The following is a 24,580-nucleotide window of genomic DNA, read 5'->3' on the forward strand; positions in this document are numbered from 1 at the left end:
CGTCGGCCCGTCGCCCACGCACCCACCGCCCGCACGACCACGCCCCGCCCGAGCGCGGGGCAGCCAGGCACGACCGCCGCTCGCCCCTCGCGGGGACGACAGAACAAGGAGATCCATCACGTGACTGACATCGTCTACGACAGGGACGCCGACCTCTCGCTCATCCAGGGTCGCAAGGTCGCCGTCATCGGCTACGGCTCGCAGGGCCACGCGCACGCGCTGAACCTCCGCGACTCCGGCGTCGAGGTCGTCATCGGCCTCAAGGAGGGCTCGACGAGCCGCGCCAAGGCCGAGGAGCAGGGCTTCACGGTGAAGACGCCGTCCGACGCGTCCGCCTGGGCCGACGTCATCGTCATCCTCGCGCCCGACCAGCACCAGCGCGGCCTCTACGCCGACAGCGTGCGCGACAACCTCACCGAGGGCAAGACGCTCGTCTTCGCCCACGGCTTCAACATCCGCTTCGGCTACATCGAGGCGCCCGAGGGCGTCGACGTCATCCTCGTCGCCCCCAAGGGCCCGGGCCACACCGTGCGCCGCGAGTTCGAGGCCGGCCGCGGCGTCCCCGTCATCGTCGCCGTCGAGGTCGACGCGTCAGGCCACGCGTGGGACCTCGCCTGGTCGTACGCCAAGGGCATCGGCGGCCTGCGCGCCGGCGCCATCCGCACCACGTTCACCGAGGAGACCGAGACCGACCTGTTCGGCGAGCAGGCCGTGCTCTGCGGCGGGACCTCGCAGCTGGTCCAGTACGGCTTCGAGACTCTGATCGAGGCGGGCTACCAGCCGCAGATCGCGTACTTCGAGGTGCTGCACGAGCTCAAGCTCATCGTCGACCTCATGTGGGAGGGCGGCATCGCGAAGCAGCGCTGGAGCATCTCCGACACCGCCGAGTACGGCGACTACGTCTCCGGCCCGCGCGTCATCACGCCGGACGTCAAGGAGAACATGAAGGCCGTCCTCGCGGACATCCAGTCCGGTGCGTTCGCCGACCGCTTCATCAAGGACCAGGACGCCGGCGCGCCCGAGTTCCTCGAGCTCCGCAAGAAGGGCGAGGAGCACCCGATCGAGTCGACCGGCCGCGAGCTGCGCAAGCTCTTCGCGTGGAACAAGGCCGACGACGACTACACGGACGGCTCAGTCGCCCGCTAGCCGACGCCCCACCCGCATCACCGGACGCCCGGTCGCCTCGTGCGGCCGGGCGTCCGTGCGTCCCGCGGTTGCCCCTGCCGTGCCGTGGCCGGGGAGCGTGCGGCGGGCGCCCGGATCCGAGCACGTACCATCGTGGGATGCCCCGCACCCCCGACGACGACGCCCTGAGCTGGGCCGGCGAGGAGGCGGATCCCACGCTCGCCCGCTCGCCCGAGCCGCAGCGCGCGGTGCCGCGCCGCCGCCCGGACGCCGCCCCCGCGACCGAGGGCGGCCGTGCATCGGCCCTCGGGGCGACGGCCGCGCGCCGGGCCGGCGCGACCGGGTCCGCGGAGGGAACGCGTGCGCCCCTCGACGACGACGACAGCGCCGTGCCCGACGCCTCGCCCGAGGTGGTGGGGTTGGCCTTCTTCGGCGCCGTCGCGATCCTCGAGGCCATCGCCTGGTTCTTCGTGGTGCGCGACAACCCGTCGAGCGCCGGATCCGCCTTCCAGGTCGGCGTCGCGCAGGCGACCGAGGCCCTCACGGTCCTGGCGCCGCCGCTGTGGCTGGCCGCCGTCGTCGCCGCCCTGCGCGGGATGCGCGTCGGCCGACGCATGCTCGCGCTCGCCGCCGGCGCGATCGTCCTCTTCCCGTGGCCCTGGGTGGTGGCCCGATGAGCGGCGAGCAGCCCGCGGTCGGCGCCGTCGTCGTCGCCCCGGCCCGGGTGCGCCGCGGCCGGCCGACGCGCGCCGGCTGGGTCGTCGGCATCGTCGGCGCGCTCGCCCACGGGATCCTCGTGTGGCAGGCCGTCGACCAGTACACGGCCTTCCGCGACATCGCCACGGCGTTCGGCGGGTCGCTCCGGCCCGGCACGCTCGCGACGCTCGTCGGCGCGATCCTCGTGCCCGTCGTCGCGTTCGTCCTCGCGGCGCTCGCCACGCGCGGACGCCCGGTGGCCGCGCGCGTCCTCGTGATGCTCGCGAGCCTCTCCGCGGCGAGCGCGCTCACGGTCGGCCTCGCGGTGCTGCTGCCGCTCGTCTAGCGACGGAGGGCTAGAGGGGCCACCCGGCGAACAGCACCAGCGCGATCAGCACCACCTGCGCCACGAGGCGCGGCACCAGCGGGATCGCGATGCGGCCGAAGCGCTCCGGGTGCCGGGCGGCGTGCGCGTTCGCGGGGAAGACCGCGACCAGGAAGACGGCCAGCGCCACGCCCGCGGCGAGCCGCAGCGGCTCGACCAGCAGGCCGATCCCGCCCGCGATCTCGCAGAGCCCCGTGAACCACACGAGCACCAGGGGAGAGGGCACGCCGGGGCGTCGGAACGACGGCGGGATGATCTCCGCCATGACATGCGCGGCCTTCGGCACGAAGTGGTTCACGCCCATCCCGACGAAGACGAGGGCCAGCAGGATCCGCACGGCGAGCTGGATCGCCGCCCACGTCACATCGCTCATCGCCCCATTCTGGGGCCACTAGCATGTGAGGGTCCCAGCCGCCCCCGCCCGAAGGACCGCACTTGACCAAGCCCGTCGTCGTCATCGCCGAAGAACTCTCGCCCGCCACCGTCGACGCCCTGGGGCCCGACTTCGACGTCCGATCCGTCGACGGCACCGACCGCCCGGCGCTGCTCGCGGCCCTCGCGGACGCGGACGCGGTGCTCGTGCGCTCCGCCACCAAGATCGACGCGGAGGCCATCGCCGCCGCCCCGCGCCTCCAGGTCGTCGCCCGCGCGGGCGTGGGCCTCGACAACGTCGACATCAAGGCCGCGACCACCGCGGGCGTCATGGTCGTGAACGCGCCGACCTCCAACATCATCTCGGCCGCCGAGCTCGCGATCGGCCACATCCTCTCGCTCGCGCGCTTCATCCCGGACGCGAGCGCCTCGCTCAAGCAGGGCCTCTGGAAGCGCTCGTCCTTCACGGGCGTGGAGCTGTACGAGAAGACCATCGGCATCGTCGGCCTCGGCCGCATCGGCACGCTCGTGGCCCAGCGCCTCGCGGGCTTCGGCGCCACGCTCGTGGCGTACGACCCCTACGTCACGCCGGCCCGCGCCCAGCAGCTCGGCGTGCAGCTCCTCCCGCTCGACGAGCTGATGAGGGTCTCGGACTTCATCACCATCCACATCCCCAAGACGCCCGACACCACGGGGCTCATCTCCACGGAGCAGTTCGCGCTCGCGAAGCCCTCCCTGCGCATCGTCAACGCGAGCCGCGGCGGCATCATCGACGAGGACGCGCTGTACACGGCGCTCAAGTCGAAGCGCATCGCGGGCGCCGGCCTCGACGTCTTCGTGAGCGAGCCGCCCACCGGGTCGCCGCTCCTCGAGCTCGACAACATCATCGTCACGCCGCACCTCGGCGCCTCCACCGACGAGGCCCAGGAGAAGGCGGGCGTCTCGGTCGCGAAGAGCGTGCGCCTCGCGCTCGGCGGCGAGCTCGTGCCGGACGCCGTCAACGTCGCCGGCGGCGTCATCGACCCGTACGTGCGCCCCGGCATCCCGCTGATGGAGAAGCTCGGCCAGGTGTTCTCCGGGCTCGCGCACGAGGCGCTCACGAGCATCGACGTCGTGGTCCGCGGCGAGCTCGCCGGCTACGACGTCAGCGTCCTGAAGCTGGCGGCGCTCAAGGGCGTCTTCACGAACGTCGTGAGCGAGAACGTCTCCTACGTCAACGCGCCGCTGCTCGCCGAGCAGCGCGGGCTCGAGGTGCGCCTCATCACGGACGCCGTCTCGGAGGAGTACCGCAACGTGCTCAGCATCCGCGGGGCCCTGTCCGACGGCACGCAGGTGTCGGTGTCGGGCACGCTCACGGGCACCAAGCAGATCGAGAAGCTCGTCGAGATCGACGGCTACGACGTCGAGGTGCCGTTCAGCCGCCACCTCATCGTCATGAAGTACGAGGACCGCCCCGGCATCGTCGCGGTCTACGGCAAGGAGTTCGGGGAGGCCGAGGTCAACATCGCGGGCATGCAGATCGCCCGCCAGGAGGCCGGCGGCCGCGCGCTGAGCGTCCTCAGCGTCGACTCGCCCGTGCCGGACGGCGTGCTGGAGAACGTGCGGCGGGCCATCCAGGCGACGTCGCTGCGCGAGATCGACATCGACGCCTGATCCCGGTCGGATCGACCACCGCGAGGGCGGCTGCTGCGGCGGCCGCCCTCGCGGCGCGTCCGGGACCGGTCAGCCGCGCGCGGAGCGGATGCGCACGAGGTCGTCGACCACGCCGATGAGCTCGTCGAGCGCCTCGTCCGCGGGCGCGGATCCGCCGAGCCAGGGCTGCAGCGCGCTGTTGTAGTAGAGCCCGTCGCCGATGAGGAGCACGGCCCGGGCGACGGCCGGGTCGCCCACGGCCTCGAGGATCACGGCGGCCCACTCGTCCTGCAGGTGCGTGAGGGTGTCGCGAGCGCGCGGGTGGTTGCCCTGCGCGAGGCGGGAGGTCGCGACGTAGGCGCGGTCGAAGGGCGTGGCCGTGGACAGCGAGCTGCGGATCCAGAGGTCGACCGGTCCGCGTTCGGCGGCGCGCAACCGCGCGACGTCCGCCTGCGCCAGCGCGGACATGCGGGCGAGCAGGCCGTCGACGAGCGCTTCCTTGCCGCCGAAGTGGTACAGCAGCCCGCCCTTGGAGACTCCGGCCGCCGCGGCGACGGCCTCGAGGGTCGTGCCGCGCTCGCCCTGCTGCACGAGCAGCTCCTCGAAGGCGTCGAGGATGCGGTCGCGCGCGGTGCCGCCGGAGGGGGACGCCCTGTCGGCTGCGGCGTCGGGCGCGGGGGCGGGGTCGTCGGAGGGTGTCGCGGGCATGGATCCAGCGTAGTGGCGGGTTGCCCGCTGTACCGACCGGACGGTACAGTGATCTCCGTCGCTCCCGCGGCCCGTCCGCGCGCCCCGCGCATCCCGACGTCAGGAAGCCCCGTCATGTCCACGCCCCGCACCGCATCCGTCCCCGTGACCGTCGCCGCAGCCGGCCGGGCCGGGCGACGCGAGTGGGCCGCGCTCGTGGTGCTGATGCTCCCGGTGCTGCTCGTCTCCATCGACAACACGGTGCTGAGCTTCGCGATGCCGTCCATCGCGCGCGACCTCGAGCCGTCCGGCGCCGCCCAGCTCTGGGTCATCGACGCGTACCCGCTCGTGCTCGCCGGGCTCCTCGTGGCGATGGGCAACATGGGCGACCGCTACGGCCGCCGGCGCCTCCTCATGATCGGCGCGGCCGGGTTCGGCGTCGTCTCCGCGCTGGCTGCGTTCGCCACCGACGCCTCGCAGCTCATCGCCGCGCGCGCTGCCCTCGGCTTCTTCGGCGCGATGCTCATGCCGTCCACGCTGTCGCTCCTCCGCTCGATCTTCACGGACAGGAAGCAGCGCCGCCTCGCCATCGCGATCTGGGCGTCGGGCTTCTCCGGCGGATCCGCGCTCGGCCCGCTCGTCGGCGGCGTGCTGCTCGAGCACTTCTGGTGGGGATCCGTGTTCCTCGTGGCCGTCCCGGTGATGCTGCCGCTCGTGATCCTCACGCCCCTGCTCGTGCCCGAGTCGAAGGACCCGGCTCCGGGGCCGATCGACGGGGTCGCCATCCTGCTGTCGCTCGCGACCGTCGCGCCCCTCGTCTACGCCATCAAGACGTTCGCGACCGAGGGCGTCACGCCGCTCGCGATCGCGGCACCCATCGTGGGCCTGGTCGCCGGGATCCTCTTCGTGCGCCGCATGTCGCGCGCCCGGAACCCGATGCTCGACGTGGGGCTGTTCCGCGAGCCCGTATTCACGGGCGCGGTGCTCGTCAACCTGCTCAGCGTGGTCTCGCTCGTCGGGTTCCTCTTCTTCGTCACGCAGCACCTGCAGCTGGTCGCGGGGCTGGATCCCCTCGCGGCGGGCTTCGCGCTCATCCCGGGATCCGTGGTCGTCATCGTCTCGGGGCTCGTGATCGTGCCGATCGTGGCGCGCGCCCGCCCCTCGCGGGTGGTCGCGATCGCGCTCGCGTTCTCGGCCGTCGCCTACGTGATCCTCGCGGTCACCGGGAAGGGCGCCTCGGTCGGGCTCCTGGTCTTCGCGTTCTGCCTGCTCGGCGCGGGCATCGGCGCGTCGCAGACCATCTCCAACGACCTGATCATCGCGGCCGTCCCGCCGGCGAAGGCGGGCGCCGCGTCCGCGGTGTCGGAGACGGCGTACGAGGTGGGCGCGGTGCTCGGCACGGCCGTGCTCGGGAGCATCCTGACGGCCAGCTACCGCACGGGCCTGGTGCTGCCGGCCGGGCTCTCCGACGGCGACGCGTCCGCGGCCCGGGAGACGCTCGGGGGAGCGGTGTCCGTCGCCGAGCGCGTACCGGCCGACACGGGTGCCGCGCTGCTCGACTCGGCGCACCGCGCGTTCGACGGCGGCGTCGTGACGACGTCGATCATCGGCGCCCTGCTCATGGTCGGCGCGATCGTCATCTCGCTCACGAGCCTGCGCCGCGCGAGCTCGCACGACTGAGCGGGCGGGTCGGTCCGCCCGGCGGATCAGACGACGTTGTCGTCCGTGCGCTCGCTGCGCGTGATGCGCTGGCCGGTGGCGGGGTCGATGCGCGTGCGCGTCTCGCTGACGGCCGTGCGGCGGCGGGCCAGGAGCGCGACGCCGATGATGATGACCAGCGCGCCGCCGCCCATGAGGATGTAGCCGACGAGCTGGAGGTCGACGCCGGGGACGGTGATGTCGACGGCGAACGCGAGGATCGCGCCGACGATGACGAGGAAGATGCCGAGTCCGATGCTCATGGGTGGTCCTTCGGGTCCTGCCCGTCGGGGCGCCGGGTGGGTCCACCGTAGCGCGCGGGTGCGCGCGACGGACGGGTAACCTGGCCCGACACCCACCGAGCCCGGGAGGATCCATGCCCCGCACCATCTCGCTCGCCGTCGTCCCCGGGGACGGCATCGGCCCGGAGGTCGTCCACGAGGCCCTGCGCGTGCTCCGGGAGGCGATTCCCGCGGACGTGTCGCTCGATACCACGCAGTACCCGTTCGGCGCCGGCCACTTCCTCGAGACCGGCGAGATCCTCACCGACTCCGACCTCGCCGCCCTCGCGCAGCACGACGCGATCCTGCTGGGCGCGGTCGGCGGCGACCCGCGCGACGCCCGCCTCGCCGGCGGCATCATCGAGCGCGGACTGCTGCTGAAGCTCCGCTTCGCGTTCGACCACTACATCAACCTGCGGCCCACCGCGCTGCTGCCCGGTGTCGCCTCGCCGCTCGCCGCGCCCGGCGAGGTCGACTTCGTCGTCGTCCGCGAGGGCACCGAGGGCCCCTATGCGGGCAACGGCGGCGTGCTGCGTCGCGGCACCGCGCACGAGATCGCGACCGAGGTGTCCGTGAACACGGCGCACGGCGTGGAGCGGACGGTGCGGTTCGCGTTCGAGCTCGCCGCGAAGCGCGACCGCAAGCGCGTCACTCTCGTGCACAAGACCAACGTGCTGACCTTCGCCGGATCCCTCTGGCAGCGCACCGTCGACCGCGTCGCCGCCGAGCACCCGGACGTCCAGGTCGACTACCTGCACGTCGACGCGACCATGATCTTCCTGGTCACCGACCCGTCGCGCTTCGACGTCATCGTCTCCGACAACCTGTTCGGCGACATCATCACCGACCTCGCCGCGGCCATCTCGGGCGGCATCGGCCTCGCCGCCTCCGGCAACGTCAACCCGACGGGCGCGTTCCCCAGCATGTTCGAGCCCGTGCACGGATCCGCGCCCGACATCGCCGGGCAGCAGAAGGCCGACCCGACCGCGGCGATCCTGTCGGTCGCGCTCCTGCTCGACCACCTCGGCCTCCCCGAGGCCGCTGCGCGCGTCACGGCCGCCGTCACGGCGGACCTCGCCGCGCGCGCCGACGCCGGCACCGCGCCCCGATCCACCGCGGAGGTCGGCGACGCCGTCATCCGCGCCCTCTCCACGAACCATTGAAGGACCCCATGAGCTCCACCAGCAGCACCGCCACCTTCCCCCTGTCCTTCGAGCAGACCCCGTCGGAGACCGCGCGCGCCGACGCCGAGCGGGAGGCGATCCTCGCCGACCCGGGCTTCGGCAAGCACTTCACGGACCACATGGTCCAGATCGACTGGACCCTCGACGCCGGCTGGCACGACGCGCGCGTCGTCCCGTACGGGCCGCTCCAGCTGGATCCCGCCGCGAGCGTCCTGCACTACGGCCAGGAGATCTTCGAGGGGATGAAGGCGTACCGTCACGCCGACGGATCCGTCTGGACCTTCCGCCCCGACCGCAACGCCGCGCGCCTCCAGCGCTCGGCCCGCCGCCTCGCGCTGCCGGAGCTGCCCACGGAGGACTTCGTCGAGTCGGTGCGGCAGCTCGTGCGGGCCGACCTCGACTGGGTCCCGTCGGCGCCCGAGCAGAGCCTCTACCTCCGCCCGTTCATGATCGCCAACGAGAGCTTCCTCGGCGTGCGCGCCGCCCAGCGCGTGGGCTACTACGTCATCGCGAGCCCCGCGGGCGCGTACTTCACGGGGGGCGTCGCACCCGTGTCCATCTGGCTGTCCACGCAGTACTCCCGCGCGGGCAAGGGCGGCACGGGCGCCGCGAAGTGCGGCGGCAACTACGCCGCGTCGCTCCTCCCGCAGGCCGAGGCCGCGTCGCACGGTTGCGCGCAGGTGCTGTTCCTCGACTCCGAGGAGGGCCGCTACCTCGAGGAGCTCGGCGGGATGAACATCGTCCTGGTCTACAAGGACGGCCGGCTGGTCACGCCCGACTCCGAGAGCATCCTCGAGGGCATCACGCGCGACTCGATCCTCGAGCTCGCACGCGACCGCGGCCTCACGGTCGAGAAGCGCCGCGTGGAGCTGTCGGAGTGGGTCGACGGCGTCGCGTCGGGCGAGATCACCGAGGTGTTCGCGTGCGGCACCGCCGCCGTGATCACGCCCATCGGCCGCCTGATGGGCGAGGGCCTCGACGTCGGCGACATCGACGCGCCCGCGGGCGAGCTGACGATGTCGCTGCGCCAGGAGCTCACCGACATCCAGTACGGCCGCATCCCCGACCGGCACGGCTGGCTCACGCGCCTCGACGCGTAGCCCTCGTCCGCTCGTGCCGGCGGCCGCGCGCCGTCGGCACGGCTAGGGTCGTGTCTCGTGAAGATCGCGCGTTTCAGCACCGGTGACGACCCCCGCTTCGGCATCCTCGACGAGGAGGAGGGCCACCTGGTCGTCCTCTCCGGCGACCCCATGTTCAGCGGCTACCAGACCACGGGGGAGCGCGTCCCGCTCGCCGACGCCCGGCTGCTCGCGCCGGTGATCCCGCGCTCCAAGGTCGTGGCGGTCGGCCGCAACTACGCCGCCCACGCGGCCGAGCACGGGAGCGAGGCGCCCACCACGCCGCTCATCTTCCTCAAGCCCAACACCTCGGTCATCGGGCCCGACGACGCGATCCGCCTCCCGGCCGACAGCCAGCAGGTCGAGCACGAGGGCGAGCTCGCGGTCGTCATCGGCCGGATCACGCGCGACGTGTCCGTGGAGGACGCAGCGCGCTCGATCTTCGGCTACACGATCGGCAACGACGTGACGGCCCGTGACATCCAGCACTCCGAGAGCCAGTGGGCCCGCGCCAAGGGCTACGACACGTTCTGCCCGCTGGGGCCGGTCATCGAGACCGAGGGCTCGTTCGAGGACGCGCTCATCGAGACGCGCGTCGACGGCGAGCTCCGACAGTCCGGCCGCACGAGCGAGATGGTGCACTCGGTGCCCGAGCTCATCGCCTTCGCCTCGCGGGTGTGGACCCTGCTGCCCGGCGACGTGATCCTCACCGGCACGCCCGCGGGCGTCGGCCCGTTCACCGACGGCCAGGTCGTCGAGGTGTCGATCTCTGGGCTCGGCACGCTCTCCAACCCCGCGCGCGCCCGCGCCTGACCGTGATCCGCCCCGGCCGTCCCGCGCGCCTCGCGCTGGCGGCCGCGGCGGTGGCGCTGCTCTCGGGCTGCGTCTACGACGTGTCGGACTACGGGCTGGAGACGCCGGGGCCGACCGGTGCCGGATCCCCGACGGCGACCCCCGTCGTCGACGAGCCGCCGCCGCTCGGCCTCCCCGCGGGCTGCGCGCCGGCCGACCTCGCGATCGACTGGGCCGATCCCGTCGTGGGGGACGCCGACCAGCTCCTCGCCGTCCGGGTGATGCAGGTCCGCATCCCGAGCGCCGGGGAGCAGCCCGGCCTCGGATCCACCCCGCAGCGCGTCACCCGCACCGACACCGAGCTCGTGCCGCCCGTCGGCTTGTCGGTGGACGAGGCCGTCGCGGGGTCCGCGACGCGGGTCGACCCGTTGACGCCCGCCGACGTCTGGGCCCCCTACCTGCTCGGCGATCTCCGCGACCGCGACCTCGTGCCCCCGCGCTTCGGCCGGTCGATCCAGCTCGTCTCCTTCGACCCCGTGCTCGACCGGGAGGCCCGCTACGTCATCGGCTACCTCGGCGCCACGCAGTCCGTGCCCTTCACAGTGACCGGCTGCGACGGCGCGTTCCGCTCGACGGGATCCCTGACCGGGATCGACCCGATGCGCTACGCCGGCGCCGTCCTCCTCGAGTGCGGCGTGCCGCCCGGCGACCAGTACGACCGGTGGGACCTGCTCGAGCCGTACTGCGCGCCCGGGGCCGCGGGGGCGGCGGGCACCGAGCCCTAGAATCGGATCCAGGATGACTGAGACAACCGCGCACCCCGTGACCACCGCTTCCGGCACCGACGTCCGCGTCCGGTTCTGCCCGTCCCCGACCGGGACGCCGCACGTGGGGCTCATCCGCACGGCGCTCTTCAACTGGGCCTACGCGCGCCACACCGGCGGCAAGCTGGTCTTCCGCGTCGAGGACACCGACGCCGCGCGCGACAGCGAGGAGAGCTACGAGCAGCTCATCGAGGCGCTGCGCTGGCTCGAGATCGACTGGGACGAGGGCGAGGGCGTCGGCGGACCGCACGCGCCGTATCGCCAGTCGCAGCGCACCGACCTCTACCTCGACGTGATCCGGAAGCTCACCGAGTCCGGCCACCTCTACGAGAGCTACGCGACCGCGGAGGAGATCGAGGCCCGCAACCGCGCCGCCGGCCGCGACCCGAAGATGGGCTACGACAACTTCGAGCGCGACCTCACCGAGGCCGAGCGCCAGGCGTTCCGCGACGGGGGCCGCGCGCCCGCCCTCCGCCTCCGCGTGCCGGACACCGACCTCTCGTTCGACGACCTCGTGCGCGGCACGGTCACGTTCCCGGCCGGGTCCTTCCCCGACTTCGTGCTCGTGCGCCCCAACGGCGCCCCGCTCTACACGCTCGTGAACCCCGTCGACGACGCCCTCATGGGTATCACGCACGTGCTCCGCGGCGAGGACCTGCTCTCGTCGACGCCCCGGCAGATCGCGCTGTACCACGCGCTCATCGACATCGGCGTGGCCGACGCCATCCCGCGCTTCGGCCACCTGCCCTACGTGATGGGGGAGGGCAACCAGAAGCTCTCCAAGCGCGACCCCGAGTCGAACCTGTTCCACCACCGCGACCGCGGCTTCATCCCCGAGGGCCTCATCAACTACCTGGCACTGCTCGGCTGGTCGCTCACGCACGACCGGGACGTGTTCAGCCGGATGGAGATGATCACCGCGTTCGACGTCGCCGACGTCACGCCCGCGCCCGCGCGCTTCGACCTCAAGAAGGCGGAGTCGCTGAACGGCGACCACATCCGACTGCTCCCGCTCGAGGACTTCGCCGCGCGCCTCGTGCCGTACCTGCAGGCGGCGGACGTGGTGGGCGCCGAGCTGACGCACGAGGAGCGGCGGATGCTCGACGCCGCCGCGCCGCTCGTGCAGGAGCGCATGCAGCTCCTCGGCGAGGCGCCCGACCTCCTGTCGTTCCTCTTCACGACGGCCGACGCGCTGCCCTACGACGACGCGGCCGTGCAGGCGCTCAAGGACGACGCCCCCGAGGTGCTCGCGGCTTCGCGTGGCGCGCTCGCCGGGGTCCCGCACACGGAGTGGGACGTCGACCTGGTGCAGGAGGTGCTCCAGAACACGCTCATCACCGGCATGGGCATGAAGCCCCGCCTCGCCTACGGCCCGCTGCGCGTCGCCGTCTCGGGGCGCCGGATCTCGCCGCCGCTGTTCGAGTCGATGGTGTTGCTCGGCAAGGACGAGACCCTCGCGCGCCTCGACCGCCTCGCGGGGATGCTCGGTGCCTGACGACGCGGGTGCCGGATCCGCCGCGACCGGCGACTCGTACGACGTCGTCGTCATCGGCGCGGGCCCCGCGGGCCTGTCCGCCGCGCTCAACCTCGTGCGCGCCCGCCGCCGCACGCTCGTGCTCGACAGCAGCCGCCCGCGCAACGCCGCGACCCTCATGTCGCACGGCTTCGTCACCCGCGACGGGATCTCCCCGCTCGAGCTCCGCAAGCTCGGCCAGGTCGAGGTGGAGGGGTACGACGAAGGCGAGTTCCAGCTCGCCGTCGTGCAGTCCGCGGAGCCGTCTCCGGGTGGGTTCACCATCCGCGCGAAGGGCGTGCGTCGCGCGCCCGACCGCGAGGTGCACGCGCGCCGGATCCTCATCGCCACGGGCCTCGTGGAGACGCTGCCCGACCTGCCGAGCATCCGCGCGTACTACGGCACCGCCGTGCACAGCTGCATGGAGTGCGACGGCTACGAGAAGGCCGACGAGCCGCTCTTCCTCATCGGAGAGACCGACGACCTCGTGGAGCGCGCCCTGCTGCTCTCGCAGTGGTCGCGCGACATCATCGTCTTCACCAACGGGGTCGCCGAGATCGACGAGGCGGGGGAGCGCGGGCTCGCGTCCCTCGGCATCCGCGTCGATCGCCGGCCCGTCGCCGACATCGAGGGCGAGCGCGCGGTCGTCACCGGCATCCGGATGCAGGACGGCTCGATCGTCCCGCGCTCCGGCGGCTTCGTGCGCCCGCGCTACTCGACCGCGCTCGACTTCCTCGCGGGTCTCGACCTCGACACCGACGACGACGGCCACATCGCCGTCGACGCCGAGGGCCGCACCTCGCACGCGGGCGTCTACGCGGCGGGCGACAGCTCGCAGCCGGGGCCGCAGCAGCTGATCATCGCGGCCGGCTTCGGGGCGCGCGCGGCCAGCGCGATCAACCGGGACCTGCTGCCGCGGATCTGAGGCGTGGGGCCCGTCGGGCGCGCGCCGGTTTGGCGCGGATCCGGCCGATGGGCTACACTCGACGAGGCCCGATCGCGCATCGGGGCCTTGGGGTATGGTGTAATTGGCAACACGGAAGATTCTGATTCTTTTGTTCTTGGTTCGAGTCCAGGTACCCCAGCGCTGAAGTAGCAGGAAATGACAGGCCCGGATATACGGGCCTTTTCCTTTTCTCGGGCTACGACGAGGAAGGGCCTCGAGCTTGCCGCGCGAGGCGACTCATCCAGCGTGTCATCGCGGCCCCTCGCCTCTCGCTAGAGGACATGAGGCCAGCACGCGCGAGAGTTGAGGTGCGGCCTCGAAGCGAGACATCTGCAGGATCCAGCTCAGCCCCCTCGGTGAGGTGAGGTGCAGGCACGCGTATCGCATGATCGGCAGCACGGTGTTGTTCTTGAAGCGGCGATCCGGCCCGCCCTTCACGTTGACGTATCGCCACGTCTCGCCCACCTTCTGCGCATCAGATGCGAGCGGGCCGGGGTCCTCGATGAATCGCTCCGGCACCGCGGTCACGACGAGTTCTCCGTAGGTGACGGTCGCGAAGTGCTTGCCGTCGCGGATGAGGATCCTGTCCGGGAGGAAGTGCAGCGCCGAATCGCCGACGGTCACGGACGGCACAGCGACGTTCGTCGCGAGGTGCTTCGTGCCTGCGGCGTCGGTCCGAGCTGTCATCCGTCGGACGATCTCCCCCGCTCCGGCGTTGATCTTGTGCTGATGCGTCGTCCGCACCTTCCCGGATGTGGTGGTCCTCCAGATCCTCTCCGCGGGACCCGACGGCGTCCACGCGGATACGAGGGCCTCGAACCATGCGGCCGCGTCGTCGTCGACGTCGTAGATGACAGCCACCGTGCGTCGCGCAGCGTCGCGCGCGAAGAGCCACCAGCACAGGGGGACGGCGAGCCCCCATACGACGGCTCCATACGGGAGGGCGACAGCCCCGGCCACGACGCACACCACCACGACAAGCCACGCCCATCGCTGTCGACCCGCGGCCTCGTTGAGCTGCTGCACCAGGTCATCACCGTCGGTGGGGGCCAGCTCCAACGCGTCGGCGCCTGTCACGTCCTCCATCAGCACCGCGCTCGGCTGATACGGCGCTGCGACGGGGCGCCCCGCTCCGCGGGCGGGGAACGCTCCTGTCGCCCTGTAGGAGAGGCCGGCGGCATTCACGCTCACATAGTTGCCCCGAGGTCCGGAGCCGGCGCGGAATCCGGGTATTCCCGCGCTCACGTTCACGCCTGCCCTACTGGCGGTGAAACGGAACGGCCCTGCCTTCACGCTCTTCCGAACGTAGATCCCCATGTGGCCCCCTTCGCCCACCTCGATCCTGCCGGAGGAATCGCTCGCCGTCTTTCGGATGAGCCGATCCCACCCGTGTGGATGTTCCACTCTCTCTGAGGGGGAGCGCGGACCTCGTGGTCGGTCGTTGGCGCGCCGCGGCGATACACGAGGACGGCCCCGCCCGAGCGTCTGCTCGAACGGGGCCGTCATCGCGTTCAGCGGGTGCGGATCAGGCGAGGCGCCCCTTCGGGGAGCTGTCGCTCGTCTTCGACGGGTCCTTCTCCACGACGTCGCCGAGGGCGTCGTCGATGCGGGTCAGGAGCTCCGCCGGGATTCTGACGCCCGAGGCCTTGACGTTCTCGTGGACCTGCTCGGGACGCGACGCGCCGATGATCGCCGAGGCGACGTTCTCGTTCTGCAGCACCCACGCGACCGCGAGCTGGGCGAGCGACAGGTCCAGCTCGTCCGCGACGGGCTGCAGCTCCTGCACGCGCGTGAGGACGTCGTCGTTCATGTAGCGCTTGATCATGTCGGCGCCGCCCTTGTCGTCCGTGGCGCGCGAGCCGGCGGGCAGGTCCTGGCCCGGCTTGTACTTGCCCGTGAGGACGCCCTGCGCGATGGGGGACCAGACGATCTGCGAGATGCCGAGCTCGGCGGAGGTCGGGACGATCTCCTCCTCGATGACGCGCCAGAGGGCGGAGTACTGCGGCTGGTTCGAGATGAGCTGGAAGCCGAGCTCGCGGGAGAGGGCGTGCGCCTCGCGGAGCTGCTCGGGGGTCCACTCGCTGACGCCGATGTAGAGGGCCTTGCCCTGGCGGACGACGTCGGCGAAGGCCTGCATCGTCTCCTCCAGCGGGGTCTCGTAGTCGTAGCGGTGGGCCTGGTAGAGGTCCACATGGTCGGTCTGGAGGCGCTCGAGCGAGCCGTCGATCGACGCCATGATGTGCTTGCGCGAGAGGCCCGTGTCGTTGTGGCCCTTGGCGCCGGTCGGGAAGTAGACCTTCGTGAAGATCTCGAGCCCGTCCCTGTTCTCGCCCTTGAGCGCTTGCCCAAGGACCTTCTCGGCGACGGTGTTCGCGTAGCCGTCGGCCGTGTCGAACGTGGTGATGCCGGCCTCGAGGGCCGCCTGCACGCACTGCGTGGCGGTGTCGTTCTCGACCTGCGACCCGTGGGTCAGCCAGTTGCCGTACGTGATCTCGGAGATCTTGAAGCCTGAGTTGCCTAGGTAGCGGAATTCCATCCTCCGACCCTACGCCGCGGGCGCTGGGTGAGCCCGGGACGGGGTCTGTCCGCCCGGTGACCGGGAGATGCACGTGCGGCCCCGCCCGAGCATCTCGGGCGGGGCTGCACGGTCGTGCAGGAGGGAGCGCTGGTCAGGCCTCGCGGGTCTGCGGCGAGCTTTCCTCCGTCTTGCGCGGGTCCTTCTCGACGATGTCGCCGAGGGCGTCGTCGATGCGGGTGAGGAGCTCCGCGGGGATCTTCACGCCCGAGGCCTTGACGTTCTCGTGCACCTGCTCGGGACGCGAGGCGCCGATGATCGCGGACGCCACGTTCTCGTTCTGGAGCACCCACGCGACGGCGAGCTGCGCGAGCGACAGGTCGAGCTCGTCGGCGACCGGCTGGAGCGCCTGCACGCGGGTCAGCGTGTCGTCGTTCATGTACCGCTTGATCATGTTCGCCCCGCCCTTGTCGTCGGTCGCGCGCGAACCGGACGGCAGCTCCTGGCCGGGCTTGTACTTGCCCGTCAGCACGCCCTGCGCGATGGGGGACCACACGATCTGGGAGATGCCGAGCTCCTTCGAGGTGGGCACGACCTCCTCCTCGATGACGCGCCAGAGGGCCGAGTACTGCGGCTGGTTCGAGATCAGCTGGAAGCCCAGGTCGGTGGCGAGCGCGTGGCCGGCGCGCAGCTGCTCGCTCGTCCACTCGCTCACGCCGATGTAGAGGGCCTTGCCCTGGCGGACGACGTCCGCGAACGCCTGCATCGTCTCCTCGAGGGGCGTCTCGTAGTCGAAGCGGTGCGCCTGGTAGAGGTCGATGTAGTCGGTCTGGAGGCGCGTGAGCGACGCGTCGACGGAGTCCATGATGTGCTTCCGCGAGAGCCCCACGTCGTTGTGGCCCTTGGGCCCGGTGGGGCCGAAGACCTTCGTGAAGATCTCGATCGAGGCGCGTCGCTCGCCCGTGAGCGCCTCGCCGAGCACGGTCTCCGCCTTGGTGTTGGCGTAGACGTCCGCGGTGTCGAATGTGGTGATCCCCGCCTCGAGCGCGGCCTTCACGCACGCGGTCGCGGTGTCGTTCTCGACCTGCGATCCGTGGGTGAGCCAGTTGCCGTAGGTGATCTCGGAGATCTTGAAGCCGGAGTTGCCGAGGTATCTGAATTCCATGGTCCGACCGTACGCCGGGCGCCTCCGCCGCTTGGCACGAAAGTGTGCGAGGCGGCCGGCGGCCGGCGGCGCGGTCAGGCGGCGGGGGAGCGGATCACGTGCAGGGGCGCGAGCGCCGTGTCGAGCGCCGCCTCCAGCGGCCACGCCGAGCGCTCCGGCTGGCTGAGCACCAGCCCGCCCTGGATGGCCGCGAGGATCACGGTGGCGATGCGCTGCGGATCCGCGGAGGGGCCGACGAGCCCGGCCTGCCGCATGCGCTCCACCCCGCGCACCAGGAACGCGCGCCAGGCGCGCATGGTCTCCGCGATGGCGCGCTCCAGCTCCGGATCGACGGCGGAGGCCTGCGTCGCGAGGGAGCCGATGGGGCATGCCCACCGGCCGCGGCCGATGTAGTAGTCGACGAGCGCGGAGCGCCAGGCCTCCCACGACTCCCACGACGCGAGGTCGTGGATGTGCGGTTCCTGCGCCTCCATCAGCTGTCGGCCCTCCCAGGCCGCGACCTCACGCACGAGCTCGAGCTTCCCGCCGGGGAAGTAGTGGAACAGCTGGCTCTTGCTCGTGAGGGTCGCGGCGCGCACGTCGTCGAGCGTCGTCCCACCGACGCCGGTGGCGAGGATCTGCTCGCCGGTGGCCTCGATGATCCGCTGGCGGGTGAGCCGCCCGCGCTCGGTGATCCTCGGTTCGGCCATGCCACGATCCTATCGGTGTGGACCGAACGGTCCAACTCGTGCTATCAATTGGACCATGCAGTCCAACGAAGAAGCCATCCATTCCCTCGTCCCCGACACCCGGCTCGCCGGCCGCACGGCCGTCGTCACCGGATCCACCAGCGGCATCGGCGAGGCCATCGCCCGCGTGCTCGCCTCCTCCGGTGCCGAGGTCGTCGTCAGCGGCCGCGACGTCGACCGCGCCCGTTCCGTCGTCGCCGCCATCACCGCGGCGGGCGGGAACGCTCACGCCGTGCCCGCCGACCTCGCGGGGAGCGCCGAGGGGATCCGCCGGTTCGCAGCGGAGGCCGCCGCCGTGGTCGGCGGGCGGGTCGACATCCTCGTCAACAACGCCGGCATCTACCCGGTCGGGCCGACCGCGGCGCTCGGCGACGACGACCTCGACGCCGTCCTCGCCGTCAACGTCCGGGCGCCCCACGTGCTCGTCGCGGCGCTCGCGCCCGCGATGGCGGAGCGGGGGAGCGGCGCCGTGGTCAACGTCGGATCCTGGATGTCGCGCGTCGGCGTCCCGTTCGGCGCCGCCTACACGGCGTCTAAGGCCGCGGTCGAGCAGATGACCCGCACCTGGGCGGCGGAGTTCGGCCCGCGCGGCGTGCGGGTCACCACGGTCGCGCCGGGCGTGACCGCCACGCCCGGGAACGCGTCGGATGCGGCCGTGCTCGACGCCATGACGGCGACCACGCCCGCGGGCGTCCCGGTGCGTCCCGTCGACATCGCGTTCGCGGTGCGCTTCCTCGTCTCGGACGAGGCGGCGTTCGTGCACGGGGCGCTGCTCGACGTCGACGGCGGCATCGGCAGCACGCGACTCGGCTGACGCGCAGCTGCGCAGCCGCGCGGACGCGACGACGCCCGCCCCCGGATCCGGGAGCGGGCGTCGTGGCGGTACGGCGAGGGCTAGCGGCGCGGGGCGTCCGCGTCCGCGTCCGCGTCCACGCTGCGGCCGGAGCCGCGGGCCGTGTCGTCGTCCGCGTCGGCGGGGGCCTGCTCACCCGCGACGGAGGCGGCGGAGTCGGTGCCCTCGACCGCGGTGCCGTCGCGCTTCGTCTTCGCGAGGCTCGCGACGGTCGCCACCGTGATGGTGAGGAGGATGAACGACAGCGAGAACCAGATCGGGATCTCGGGCGCCCACAGCATCGGCTCGCCGCCGTTGATGAACGGCACCTCGTTGACGTGCATCGCGTGCAGCACGAGCTTCACCGCGATGAAGCCGAGGATCACCGCGAGGCCCTGCGAGAGGTACACGAGGCGCTCGAGCAGGCCCGAGATCAGGAAGTACAGCTGGCGGAGGCCGAGCAGCGCGAACGCGTTGGCGGTGAAGACGATGTACGCCTCCTGCGTCAGGCCGAAGATCGCGGGGATGGAGTCGAGCGCGAACAGCACGTCGGTGAGGCCGATGGCGAGCATCACCAGGAACATCGGGGTGAAGAGCTTCTTGCCGTCGACGCGCGTCGTGAGCTTGTCGCCGTCGTAGTGGTCCGAGGTGGGGATGAAGCGGCGGAGCACGCGGATGAGCTTCGAGTCGGACTCGTCCTCGTCGTGCGTCTCCTTCATCTGCTTGTAGGCCATGACGAGCAGCAGGGCGCCGAAGAGGTAGAAGACCCAGGAGAAGTTGTCGATGATCGCGGAGCCCATCGCGATGAAGATCCCGCGCATCACGAGGGCTATCGCGATTCCGACGAGCAGCACCTTCTGCTGGAATGCGCGCGGCACGGCGAAGCTCGACATGATGATGAGGAAGACGAAGAGGTTGTCGACGCTCAGCGCCTTCTCCGTCACGTATCCGGCGAAGTACTCGCCGCCGAAGGTCCAGTTCGAGAAGACGCCGACGCCCACGCCGAAGACGAGCGCGATGACGATGTAGACGACCGACCAGGTCGCGGACTCCTTCAGCGTCGGCTCGTGCGCCTTCCGCACGTGCGCGAAGAAGTCGAAGACGAGCAGGCCGAGGACGGCCGCGATGGTCGCGGCCCAGAGCCAGAAGGGGACATCCATTTCGAGGGTTCTCCAGTACTCGGACCGTTGACGGTCCGGTGGGGTACTGAAGGTCTCCTCCACCCCGCGAGCTGCTGCTCGCGGAACCGGTCGTACGGGTCGGAGTGGTCCGACCGTATTGACGACACGACCGCCGGATGGGAGTACTCCCCTTCGAGGGAACACTCTATACGGCCGCATGGAGCGACCTCGACCGCGCGGGCGGATCCCCAGCTGGGCCGGTCGTCGGCGGAGGCCCGCTACTCGAGGAAGAGCAGCGCGATCCCGGCGACGGCCGCGAGCCCGCCGATGCCGGTGAGCACGAGCCCGGTCACGCGGAGCGCGCGGCCGTCGAGCTCGGGCGCGTGGGTGCGGACGCGCCACGGGGCGCGCGGCGAGAACCAGACGCGCACGTCGGATCCGGCCGGGAGGTCGTGCGTCTCGGGGCTGTCGGCCGGCGCCTCGTGCACGTCGCCCTCGTCGTCGAACCAGCGGACGACGCGCGGCGCGGTGCCGGCGTCGCCGACGGGCCCGTCCGCGACGAGGCCCTCGGTCGCCGTCCAGCGGCGGCCCAGGACGCGCACCGAGAGGCCGGCGACGTAGAGCAGGACGCCGGGGACGAGCGCGATCCAGGTGAGGAACTCGATGATGAGCGACGCCGCGGCGAGACCGTCCATCCGCATGACCCCGCGTCCGCTCGTCGAGGGCCCGAACAGGGCCTAGAGGTCGATGCTATCGCCGGGCTCGAGGGCGTGGAACGCGCCGCCGCCCTGCTCGGTCGCCCACTGGAGGCGCCCGTTCGAGATGGCCTTGCCCGCGGTGGAGAGCACCATCTCGTGCGTGGGGAACGCGCGGCGCGGCTTCACGGCGAGCACGTAGTCGATGGACTCGCTGATCTTCATCCACGGCGCGCCCGCGGGAGCGGCCAGCAGGTCGACGTCGACGCCCTCCGGGATCGTGAACGAGTCGCCCGCGTAGTAGAGCGTGTCGTTGACGAGGACGCCGAGGTTGTCGACCACGGGGATCGACTCGTGGATGACGGCGTGCGCGCCGCCGAAGAAGCGCAGCGTGAAGGGGCCGACCTCGATGGTGTCGCCGGCCTCGACCACGGTCACGTCGAAGTCGGCGACCGCGGCCGCGACCCCGGACGGGGCGTAGATGGGCACGCCCTCGTTCTTGTCGAGGATCCGCTTGAGCTGCTCCGGGGTCCAGTGGTCCGCGTGCTCGTGGGTGATGACGATGGCATCGGCGTTCGTGGCCTCCGTGATGGGGGTCGTGAAGGAGCCCGGGTCGATGAAGAGCTTGCGCCCCGAGAGTTCCAGGACCAGGGCGGCGTGCTCGAGCTTCGTCAATCGCATGAGAGGAGCCAACACCGTCGGAGCGGCCGGGGCAAACCGGCGCGCGGGGTCGTCCGGACGCGCCCGTCGGGGGCGCGCGATCGGGACGGTGTCGGGCGGATCCGGCCCGGTCGGGGCTCGATTTGGTCGGGCTGTGCGCGCTGTGGCATACTCGACGAGTTGCAAAAACGGCCCCATCGTTTAGCGGCCTAGGACACCGCCCTCTCACGGCGGTAACACCGGTTCGAATCCGGTTGGGGTCACCACCGCATCACCAGCCCGGCTCTTCCTCACGGAGGTGCCGGGCTTTCTTCTTGCCCTCGTCGCCCGCGGGGCCGGGGCGCACGGCTCGGCCCTGTACCGTCGAGGGGTGAGTGTGCACCTGGTCGGAGGCGGCCTGTCGGATGACGACACCCCCCTCCTCGCGCGGTTCCTGTCCGAGGCGACGACGAGGGCGACCGCTGCCGCCCGGCTGGAGCCGGCCCGCATCGCCGTGGTGCTCGTGCACGACGGCCTCGGCGCCGAGTGGTTCGACCAGTACGCCGCCGCGCTCCGTGCCGCGGGCGCCTGCGAGCCGATCGCCGTCCTCGCGCCCGAGGGCGGATCCCTCGAGGTCGCGCAGCTGCAGGACGTGGACGGCATCGTCGTGGGCGGCGGCCTGACCCCCGCGTACCGCCAGGCGCTCGAGCCGGTCTTCGGCGAGATCCGCCGCCAGGTCACCGCGGGCGTCCCCTACCTCGGCTTCTCCGCGGGCGCCGCGGTCGCCGCCGAGACCGCGATCGTCGGCGGCTGGCGCATCGGCGACGTCGAGGTCGTGCAGGAGTCCGCGAGCGAGGACCTCGACGAGGTCACCGTGGAGCAGGGCATCGGCCTCATCGACGTCGCGGTCGACGTGCACGCCGCCCAGTGGGGCACCCTCACCCGGCTCATCGCCGCGACCGAGGCGGGGCTCGTCGAGGGCGGCGTCGCCATCGACGAGCGCACCGTGCTCATCGTGGGCGAGGGCCAGCTCGTCGTCGAGGGGCGCGGCAGCGTCTGGTCGGTCATCGGCTCGGAGACCGGCGTCACCGTCAGCTCCGCCGGCGCGTCCTGATCCACCGCCCGTGGCCCTGACCCTGCCGGAGCTCGTCGAGCGCGGCCTCATGGACGCCGCCTGGGCCGAGGTGCTCGCGCCCGTCGCCCAGACGATCGCGCGGATGGGGGAGTGGCTGCGTGCCGAGGTCGCCGCCGGCCGCCCCTACCTGCCCGCGGGCGACCGCGTGCTGCGGGCGTTCCAGCAGCCGCTCGCCGACGTGCGCGTGCTCATCGTCGGGCAGGATCCGTATCCCACGCCCGGCCATCCCGTCGGCCTGTCCTTCTCGGTCGAGCCCGACGTGCGGCCCGTGCCGCGGAGCCTCGTCAACATCCACCGGGAGCTGCGCGACGACCTCGGGATCCCGACGCCCGAGCACGGCGACCTCACCGCCTGGACCCGCAGCGGCGTGCTGCTGCTCAACCGCGTGCTCACGGTGCGGCCGGGCGCGCCCGCCTCGCACCGCGGGAAGGGCTGGGAGGCCGTGACGGAGTGCGCGATCCGCGGGCTGGCCGCGCGCGGCGGGCCGCTCGTCGCGATCCTCTGGGGCAAGGACGCGGGGACCCTCGCGCCGCTGCTCGCGCCCGTGCCGTCGATCACCTCGGCGCACCCGAGCCCGCTGTCGGCGTCGCGCGGGTTCTTCGGCTCGCGGCCCTTCAGCCGGGCGGACGCCCTGCTCGCCGAGCAGGGCGCCGGTCCCGTCGACTGGCGGCTCTGAGCGCGCACGGCCGGATCCGACGCCGGCGCGACGCTCCCCGTAGGATCGCGGCATGCTCGAGGAGGAATACCAGACGAGGCGCCGTCTGCCCGCCCACCTCCGCAAGCCCGCGCCGCCGCAGCCCGTCTTCTCCTACGAGATCCGGCAGGCGACCACGTCCGACCTCCCGGACATCCGCGAGGTCTACAACCACTACGTCATGAACAGCACCGTCACGTTCGACGAGACGCGCATGACGCTCGCCCGCTGGCGCGGACGGTTCAGCCAGCTGGAGCGGATGGGCATGCCGTTCCTCGTCGCCGTCTCGCCGTCGGGGCAGGTGCTCGGCTACGCGCTCGTCGAGCCGGTGTCCGCGCGCCGGTCGTCGCGGACGACCGTGGAGGACTCGATCTACCTGGGCGCGGCGTCCACCGGCAAGGGGCTCGGGCGCGCGCTCCTGGAGGCGCTCGTCGAGGCGTGCCGCCAGGCCGGGATCCGCGAGGTCATCGCGGTCATCGCCGACCAGGGGGCGGACGCCTCCATCCGGCTGCACGCGTCGCTCGGCTTCACGGAGAGCGGGCGGATGGGCCGCGTCGGCTGGAAGTTCGGGCGCTGGCTCGGGACGGTCACGATGCAGCTGACGCTCAGGCCGACGGCGCAGCCGGGCCTGTGGGCGCGGACCATGCGGCGAGCGACGCCTGGCGCTGCCGCTCCCCGTCCCACCACGCCCGCTCCCGCTCCCGCCGCTCCTCCTTCGCGGTGAGCGGCCGGGGAGCCACCGTCTCCTCGCGGTGACGGCGCGCCCACCACCCGCTGAGGAGCGCGGACGCCAGGACCACGGCCATCGGCAGCAGCATGAACGGGCCGCCGGTGCCGGCGCTGCGGTCGAAGCTCTGCGACATCTGGCCGAGGATCACGGTGGGGATGAACAGCAGCGTGTTGTTGAGCGCGTGGATGAGGACGGGCGCCTCGAGGCCGCCCGTGAGCCGCGCCGAGATGGTCGCCGACAGGCCGAAGACGAAGTAGTAGGCGATGAGCCAGGGGTCCTCGGCGAGGTGCGCGAGCGCGAAGAGGGAGCTGGCGACCACGGCGCCGACGACGAGGGCGACGCGCGTGCTGCGGAACCAGGATCCGACCGAGCGCTGGATGAGGCCCCGGAACCCGTACTCCTCGCCGGCCGACTGCAGCGGCGTGGTCAGCAGCACGATGGCCAGGTAGAGCCAGACCTCGCCGTCGAACCGGATCTCGCCCGACGGGTCGAGCGCGAACGTGACGCCGATGTAGACGAGGAAGACGGGCACCATCACGAGCGCGACCCGGCCGAGCCAGCGCCAGCGGAACCGGCCCGCGATGGAGGACATCGCGCCCATCCGGACGCCGAAGAGCCAGCGCTGCAGGAGCATCGAGACGGGGATCAGCGCGGCGAGCGACAGGTTCGTGGCGAGGAGGACGACGGGCGTCATGGTCGTGAGGGACGCCTCGTCGGACGGGTCCATCCGGCCCGTGAGGATCTCGATGAGGATGGCGGCGCCGCCGAAGACCACGGACAGGCCGAGGAAGGCGATGCCGAAGAGGACGAGCGCGAGGATCCCGCGCCAGGGGCCGCCGGTGTCGCGGAGGCCGTGGTGGTACGGGACGGGCGGGCGCTCGGGGAGCGGCGGGAGCTCGGGCGGGAACCCGCCGGGCATCCCGGCGGCCGGGGGAGCGGCGGCGTCGACGGGCGGGGCGACCGGCGGCGCCGAGGGCGGGACGGGATCGGGGACGGTCGGCTCCTGTGCGCTCATGCCGCCACGCTACGCGGGGCGGCCGCGCGCGCGTATCCCCCCGAGGGCGGAGGGCGGA

Annotated in this window: 26 protein-coding genes and 2 tRNA genes; 17 read left to right on the top strand and 11 right to left on the bottom strand. The window is 72.2% G+C overall.

Annotated features, from left to right (window positions below; all coding sequences use genetic code 11):
- Window positions 1-120 precede the first annotated feature (120 nt).
- The 3 genes from ilvC to ITJ40_RS05400 all read left to right on the top strand — a co-directional run bounded on the left by ilvC (window position 121) and on the right by ITJ40_RS05400 (window position 2,167).
- Window positions 121-1,146, top strand: a complete 1,026-nt coding sequence (gene ilvC / locus ITJ40_RS05390) for a ketol-acid reductoisomerase (protein ID WP_194666086.1) — start codon at window positions 121-123, stop codon at window positions 1,144-1,146.
- A gap of 137 nt (window positions 1,147-1,283) precedes the next feature.
- Complete coding sequence (locus tag ITJ40_RS05395) at window positions 1,284-1,802, top strand: hypothetical protein (protein WP_194666087.1); 519 nt, start codon at window positions 1,284-1,286, stop codon at window positions 1,800-1,802.
- Window positions 1,799-2,167 (top strand): hypothetical protein, encoded by a 369-nt coding sequence (locus ITJ40_RS05400; RefSeq protein ID WP_194666088.1) that lies wholly within the window; start codon window positions 1,799-1,801, stop codon window positions 2,165-2,167. The genes ITJ40_RS05395 and ITJ40_RS05400 overlap by 4 nt, the downstream gene beginning before the upstream one ends.
- A gap of 10 nt (window positions 2,168-2,177) precedes the next feature.
- Here ITJ40_RS05400 and ITJ40_RS05405 read toward each other — a convergent pair whose 3' ends face one another.
- Complete coding sequence (locus tag ITJ40_RS05405) at window positions 2,178-2,579, bottom strand: DoxX family membrane protein (protein WP_194666089.1); 402 nt, start codon at window positions 2,577-2,579, stop codon at window positions 2,178-2,180.
- 62 nt (window positions 2,580-2,641) lie between these two features.
- On the opposite strand from ITJ40_RS05405, the gene serA reads away from it, so the two are divergent.
- Entirely contained in the window at window positions 2,642-4,231 is a 1,590-nt protein-coding gene (serA, locus tag ITJ40_RS05410; protein WP_194666090.1) for a phosphoglycerate dehydrogenase, read from the top strand.
- 69 nt (window positions 4,232-4,300) lie between these two features.
- Here serA and ITJ40_RS05415 read toward each other — a convergent pair whose 3' ends face one another.
- Complete coding sequence (locus ITJ40_RS05415; RefSeq protein ID WP_194666091.1) at window positions 4,301-4,918, bottom strand: TetR/AcrR family transcriptional regulator; 618 nt, start codon at window positions 4,916-4,918, stop codon at window positions 4,301-4,303.
- 114 nt (window positions 4,919-5,032) lie between these two features.
- Between ITJ40_RS05415 and ITJ40_RS05420 the strand changes: the two genes are divergently transcribed.
- Entirely contained in the window at window positions 5,033-6,577 is a 1,545-nt protein-coding gene (locus ITJ40_RS05420) for an MFS transporter (RefSeq protein WP_194666092.1), read from the top strand.
- A 26-nt stretch (window positions 6,578-6,603) separates the two neighbouring features.
- Here the strand turns inward: ITJ40_RS05420 and ITJ40_RS05425 are convergent, their stop codons facing one another.
- Window positions 6,604-6,858 (bottom strand): DUF6458 family protein, encoded by a 255-nt coding sequence (locus ITJ40_RS05425; RefSeq protein ID WP_194666093.1) that lies wholly within the window; start codon window positions 6,856-6,858, stop codon window positions 6,604-6,606.
- A 113-nt stretch (window positions 6,859-6,971) separates the two neighbouring features.
- Here ITJ40_RS05425 and ITJ40_RS05430 point away from each other — a divergent pair, with 113 nt between their 5' ends.
- The 7 genes from ITJ40_RS05430 (at window position 6,972) to ITJ40_RS05460 (ending at window position 13,392) form a co-directional block, all read left to right on the top strand.
- Window positions 6,972-8,039 (top strand): 3-isopropylmalate dehydrogenase, encoded by a 1,068-nt coding sequence (locus ITJ40_RS05430; RefSeq protein ID WP_194666094.1) that lies wholly within the window; start codon window positions 6,972-6,974, stop codon window positions 8,037-8,039.
- Between the two features lie 8 nt (window positions 8,040-8,047).
- The gene (locus tag ITJ40_RS05435) at window positions 8,048-9,160 is read left to right on the top strand and encodes a branched-chain amino acid aminotransferase (protein ID WP_194666095.1); all 1,113 of its coding nucleotides are present in this window, start codon (window positions 8,048-8,050) and stop codon (window positions 9,158-9,160) included.
- 57 nt (window positions 9,161-9,217) lie between these two features.
- Window positions 9,218-9,991, top strand: a complete 774-nt coding sequence (locus ITJ40_RS05440; RefSeq protein WP_194666096.1) for a fumarylacetoacetate hydrolase family protein — start codon at window positions 9,218-9,220, stop codon at window positions 9,989-9,991.
- 2 nt (window positions 9,992-9,993) lie between these two features.
- A complete protein-coding gene (locus tag ITJ40_RS05445; RefSeq protein WP_194666097.1) occupies window positions 9,994-10,755 on the top strand; it encodes a hypothetical protein in 762 nt (253 codons plus the stop codon).
- A 13-nt stretch (window positions 10,756-10,768) separates the two neighbouring features.
- Complete coding sequence (gltX, locus tag ITJ40_RS05450; protein WP_194666098.1) at window positions 10,769-12,289, top strand: glutamate--tRNA ligase; 1,521 nt, start codon at window positions 10,769-10,771, stop codon at window positions 12,287-12,289.
- Window positions 12,282-13,232: an NAD(P)/FAD-dependent oxidoreductase gene (locus ITJ40_RS05455; protein ID WP_194666099.1), complete on the top strand. Its 951-nt coding sequence runs from the start codon at window positions 12,282-12,284 to the stop codon at window positions 13,230-13,232. Before gltX ends, ITJ40_RS05455 begins: the two co-directional genes overlap by 8 nt.
- Before the next feature lie 88 nt (window positions 13,233-13,320).
- Window positions 13,321-13,392 (top strand) — tRNA-Gln (locus ITJ40_RS05460).
- A 110-nt stretch (window positions 13,393-13,502) separates the two neighbouring features.
- Here the strand turns inward: ITJ40_RS05460 and ITJ40_RS05465 are convergent.
- The 4 genes from ITJ40_RS05465 to ITJ40_RS05480 form a co-directional block, all read right to left on the bottom strand.
- Window positions 13,503-14,588: a DUF4236 domain-containing protein gene (locus tag ITJ40_RS05465; RefSeq protein WP_194666100.1), complete on the bottom strand. Its 1,086-nt coding sequence runs from the start codon at window positions 14,586-14,588 to the stop codon at window positions 13,503-13,505.
- 190 nt (window positions 14,589-14,778) lie between these two features.
- Window positions 14,779-15,789, bottom strand: a complete 1,011-nt coding sequence (locus tag ITJ40_RS05470) for an aldo/keto reductase family protein (protein WP_194666101.1) — start codon at window positions 15,787-15,789, stop codon at window positions 14,779-14,781.
- Window positions 15,790-15,922: 133 nt separating this feature from the next.
- Window positions 15,923-16,933: an aldo/keto reductase family protein gene (locus ITJ40_RS05475; protein WP_194666102.1), complete on the bottom strand. Its 1,011-nt coding sequence runs from the start codon at window positions 16,931-16,933 to the stop codon at window positions 15,923-15,925.
- A 74-nt stretch (window positions 16,934-17,007) separates the two neighbouring features.
- The gene (locus tag ITJ40_RS05480) at window positions 17,008-17,622 is read right to left on the bottom strand and encodes a TetR/AcrR family transcriptional regulator (RefSeq protein WP_043587697.1); all 615 of its coding nucleotides are present in this window, start codon (window positions 17,620-17,622) and stop codon (window positions 17,008-17,010) included.
- 55 nt (window positions 17,623-17,677) lie between these two features.
- Here ITJ40_RS05480 and ITJ40_RS05485 point away from each other — a divergent pair, with 55 nt between their 5' ends.
- Complete coding sequence (locus ITJ40_RS05485) at window positions 17,678-18,475, top strand: SDR family NAD(P)-dependent oxidoreductase (protein WP_194666103.1); 798 nt, start codon at window positions 17,678-17,680, stop codon at window positions 18,473-18,475.
- Between the two features lie 80 nt (window positions 18,476-18,555).
- Here the strand turns inward: ITJ40_RS05485 and ITJ40_RS05490 are convergent, their stop codons facing one another.
- The 3 genes from ITJ40_RS05490 to ITJ40_RS05500 all read right to left on the bottom strand — a co-directional run bounded on the left by ITJ40_RS05490 (window position 18,556) and on the right by ITJ40_RS05500 (window position 20,990).
- A complete protein-coding gene (locus tag ITJ40_RS05490) occupies window positions 18,556-19,653 on the bottom strand; it encodes a TerC family protein (protein WP_194666104.1) in 1,098 nt (365 codons plus the stop codon).
- A gap of 239 nt (window positions 19,654-19,892) precedes the next feature.
- The gene (locus ITJ40_RS05495) at window positions 19,893-20,315 is read right to left on the bottom strand and encodes a DUF3592 domain-containing protein (RefSeq protein ID WP_228511820.1); all 423 of its coding nucleotides are present in this window, start codon (window positions 20,313-20,315) and stop codon (window positions 19,893-19,895) included.
- 36 nt (window positions 20,316-20,351) lie between these two features.
- On the bottom strand, window positions 20,352-20,990 hold the full coding sequence (locus tag ITJ40_RS05500) for an MBL fold metallo-hydrolase (RefSeq protein WP_194666105.1): 639 nt from the start codon (window positions 20,988-20,990) through the stop codon (window positions 20,352-20,354).
- A 169-nt stretch (window positions 20,991-21,159) separates the two neighbouring features.
- On the opposite strand from ITJ40_RS05500, the gene ITJ40_RS05505 reads away from it, so the two are divergent.
- The 4 genes from ITJ40_RS05505 to ITJ40_RS05520 all read left to right on the top strand — a co-directional run bounded on the left by ITJ40_RS05505 (window position 21,160) and on the right by ITJ40_RS05520 (window position 23,501).
- Window positions 21,160-21,235, top strand: a tRNA-Glu gene (locus ITJ40_RS05505).
- 104 nt (window positions 21,236-21,339) lie between these two features.
- Window positions 21,340-22,062 carry a Type 1 glutamine amidotransferase-like domain-containing protein gene (locus tag ITJ40_RS05510; RefSeq protein ID WP_194666106.1) on the top strand — a complete coding sequence of 241 codons (723 nt, stop codon included), beginning with the start codon at window positions 21,340-21,342 and terminating at the stop codon, window positions 22,060-22,062.
- A 10-nt stretch (window positions 22,063-22,072) separates the two neighbouring features.
- Window positions 22,073-22,759, top strand: a complete 687-nt coding sequence (locus ITJ40_RS05515) for a uracil-DNA glycosylase (RefSeq protein WP_194666107.1) — start codon at window positions 22,073-22,075, stop codon at window positions 22,757-22,759.
- Window positions 22,760-22,811: 52 nt separating this feature from the next.
- On the top strand, window positions 22,812-23,501 hold the full coding sequence (locus ITJ40_RS05520) for a GNAT family N-acetyltransferase (protein WP_194666108.1): 690 nt from the start codon (window positions 22,812-22,814) through the stop codon (window positions 23,499-23,501).
- Here ITJ40_RS05520 and ITJ40_RS05525 read toward each other — a convergent pair.
- A complete protein-coding gene (locus ITJ40_RS05525; protein ID WP_194666109.1) occupies window positions 23,383-24,522 on the bottom strand; it encodes a CPBP family intramembrane glutamic endopeptidase in 1,140 nt (379 codons plus the stop codon). The genes ITJ40_RS05520 and ITJ40_RS05525 overlap by 119 nt on opposite strands.
- Window positions 24,523-24,580 lie beyond the last annotated feature (58 nt).

Origin of the sequence: Clavibacter sp. VKM Ac-2872 (genome assembly GCF_015351105.1) — a bacterium.
Taxonomy (GTDB): Bacteria; Actinomycetota; Actinomycetes; order Actinomycetales; family Microbacteriaceae; genus Clavibacter.

Coding starts and splice junctions, on each gene's coding strand:
- ITJ40_RS05395 (WP_194666087.1), top strand. CDS start 1,284: ATGCCCCGCACCCCCGACGACGACGCCCTGAGCTGGGCCGGCGAGGAG.
- ITJ40_RS05525 (WP_194666109.1), bottom strand. CDS start 24,522: ATGAGCGCACAGGAGCCGACCGTCCCCGATCCCGTCCCGCCCTCGGCG.
- ITJ40_RS05425 (WP_194666093.1), bottom strand. CDS start 6,858: ATGAGCATCGGACTCGGCATCTTCCTCGTCATCGTCGGCGCGATCCTC.
- ITJ40_RS05520 (WP_194666108.1), top strand. CDS start 22,812: ATGCTCGAGGAGGAATACCAGACGAGGCGCCGTCTGCCCGCCCACCTC.
- ITJ40_RS05400 (WP_194666088.1), top strand. CDS start 1,799: ATGAGCGGCGAGCAGCCCGCGGTCGGCGCCGTCGTCGTCGCCCCGGCC.
- ITJ40_RS05490 (WP_194666104.1), bottom strand. CDS start 19,653: ATGGATGTCCCCTTCTGGCTCTGGGCCGCGACCATCGCGGCCGTCCTC.
- ITJ40_RS05435 (WP_194666095.1), top strand. CDS start 8,048: ATGAGCTCCACCAGCAGCACCGCCACCTTCCCCCTGTCCTTCGAGCAG.
- ITJ40_RS05415 (WP_194666091.1), bottom strand. CDS start 4,918: ATGCCCGCGACACCCTCCGACGACCCCGCCCCCGCGCCCGACGCCGCA.
- ITJ40_RS05485 (WP_194666103.1), top strand. CDS start 17,678: ATGCAGTCCAACGAAGAAGCCATCCATTCCCTCGTCCCCGACACCCGG.
- ITJ40_RS05500 (WP_194666105.1), bottom strand. CDS start 20,990: ATGCGATTGACGAAGCTCGAGCACGCCGCCCTGGTCCTGGAACTCTCG.
- ITJ40_RS05475 (WP_194666102.1), bottom strand. CDS start 16,933: ATGGAATTCAGATACCTCGGCAACTCCGGCTTCAAGATCTCCGAGATC.
- ITJ40_RS05420 (WP_194666092.1), top strand. CDS start 5,033: ATGTCCACGCCCCGCACCGCATCCGTCCCCGTGACCGTCGCCGCAGCC.
- ITJ40_RS05405 (WP_194666089.1), bottom strand. CDS start 2,579: ATGAGCGATGTGACGTGGGCGGCGATCCAGCTCGCCGTGCGGATCCTG.
- ITJ40_RS05480 (WP_043587697.1), bottom strand. CDS start 17,622: ATGGCCGAACCGAGGATCACCGAGCGCGGGCGGCTCACCCGCCAGCGG.
- ITJ40_RS05495 (WP_228511820.1), bottom strand. CDS start 20,315: ATGCGGATGGACGGTCTCGCCGCGGCGTCGCTCATCATCGAGTTCCTC.
- gltX (WP_194666098.1), top strand. CDS start 10,769: ATGACTGAGACAACCGCGCACCCCGTGACCACCGCTTCCGGCACCGAC.
- ITJ40_RS05430 (WP_194666094.1), top strand. CDS start 6,972: ATGCCCCGCACCATCTCGCTCGCCGTCGTCCCCGGGGACGGCATCGGC.
- ITJ40_RS05470 (WP_194666101.1), bottom strand. CDS start 15,789: ATGGAATTCCGCTACCTAGGCAACTCAGGCTTCAAGATCTCCGAGATC.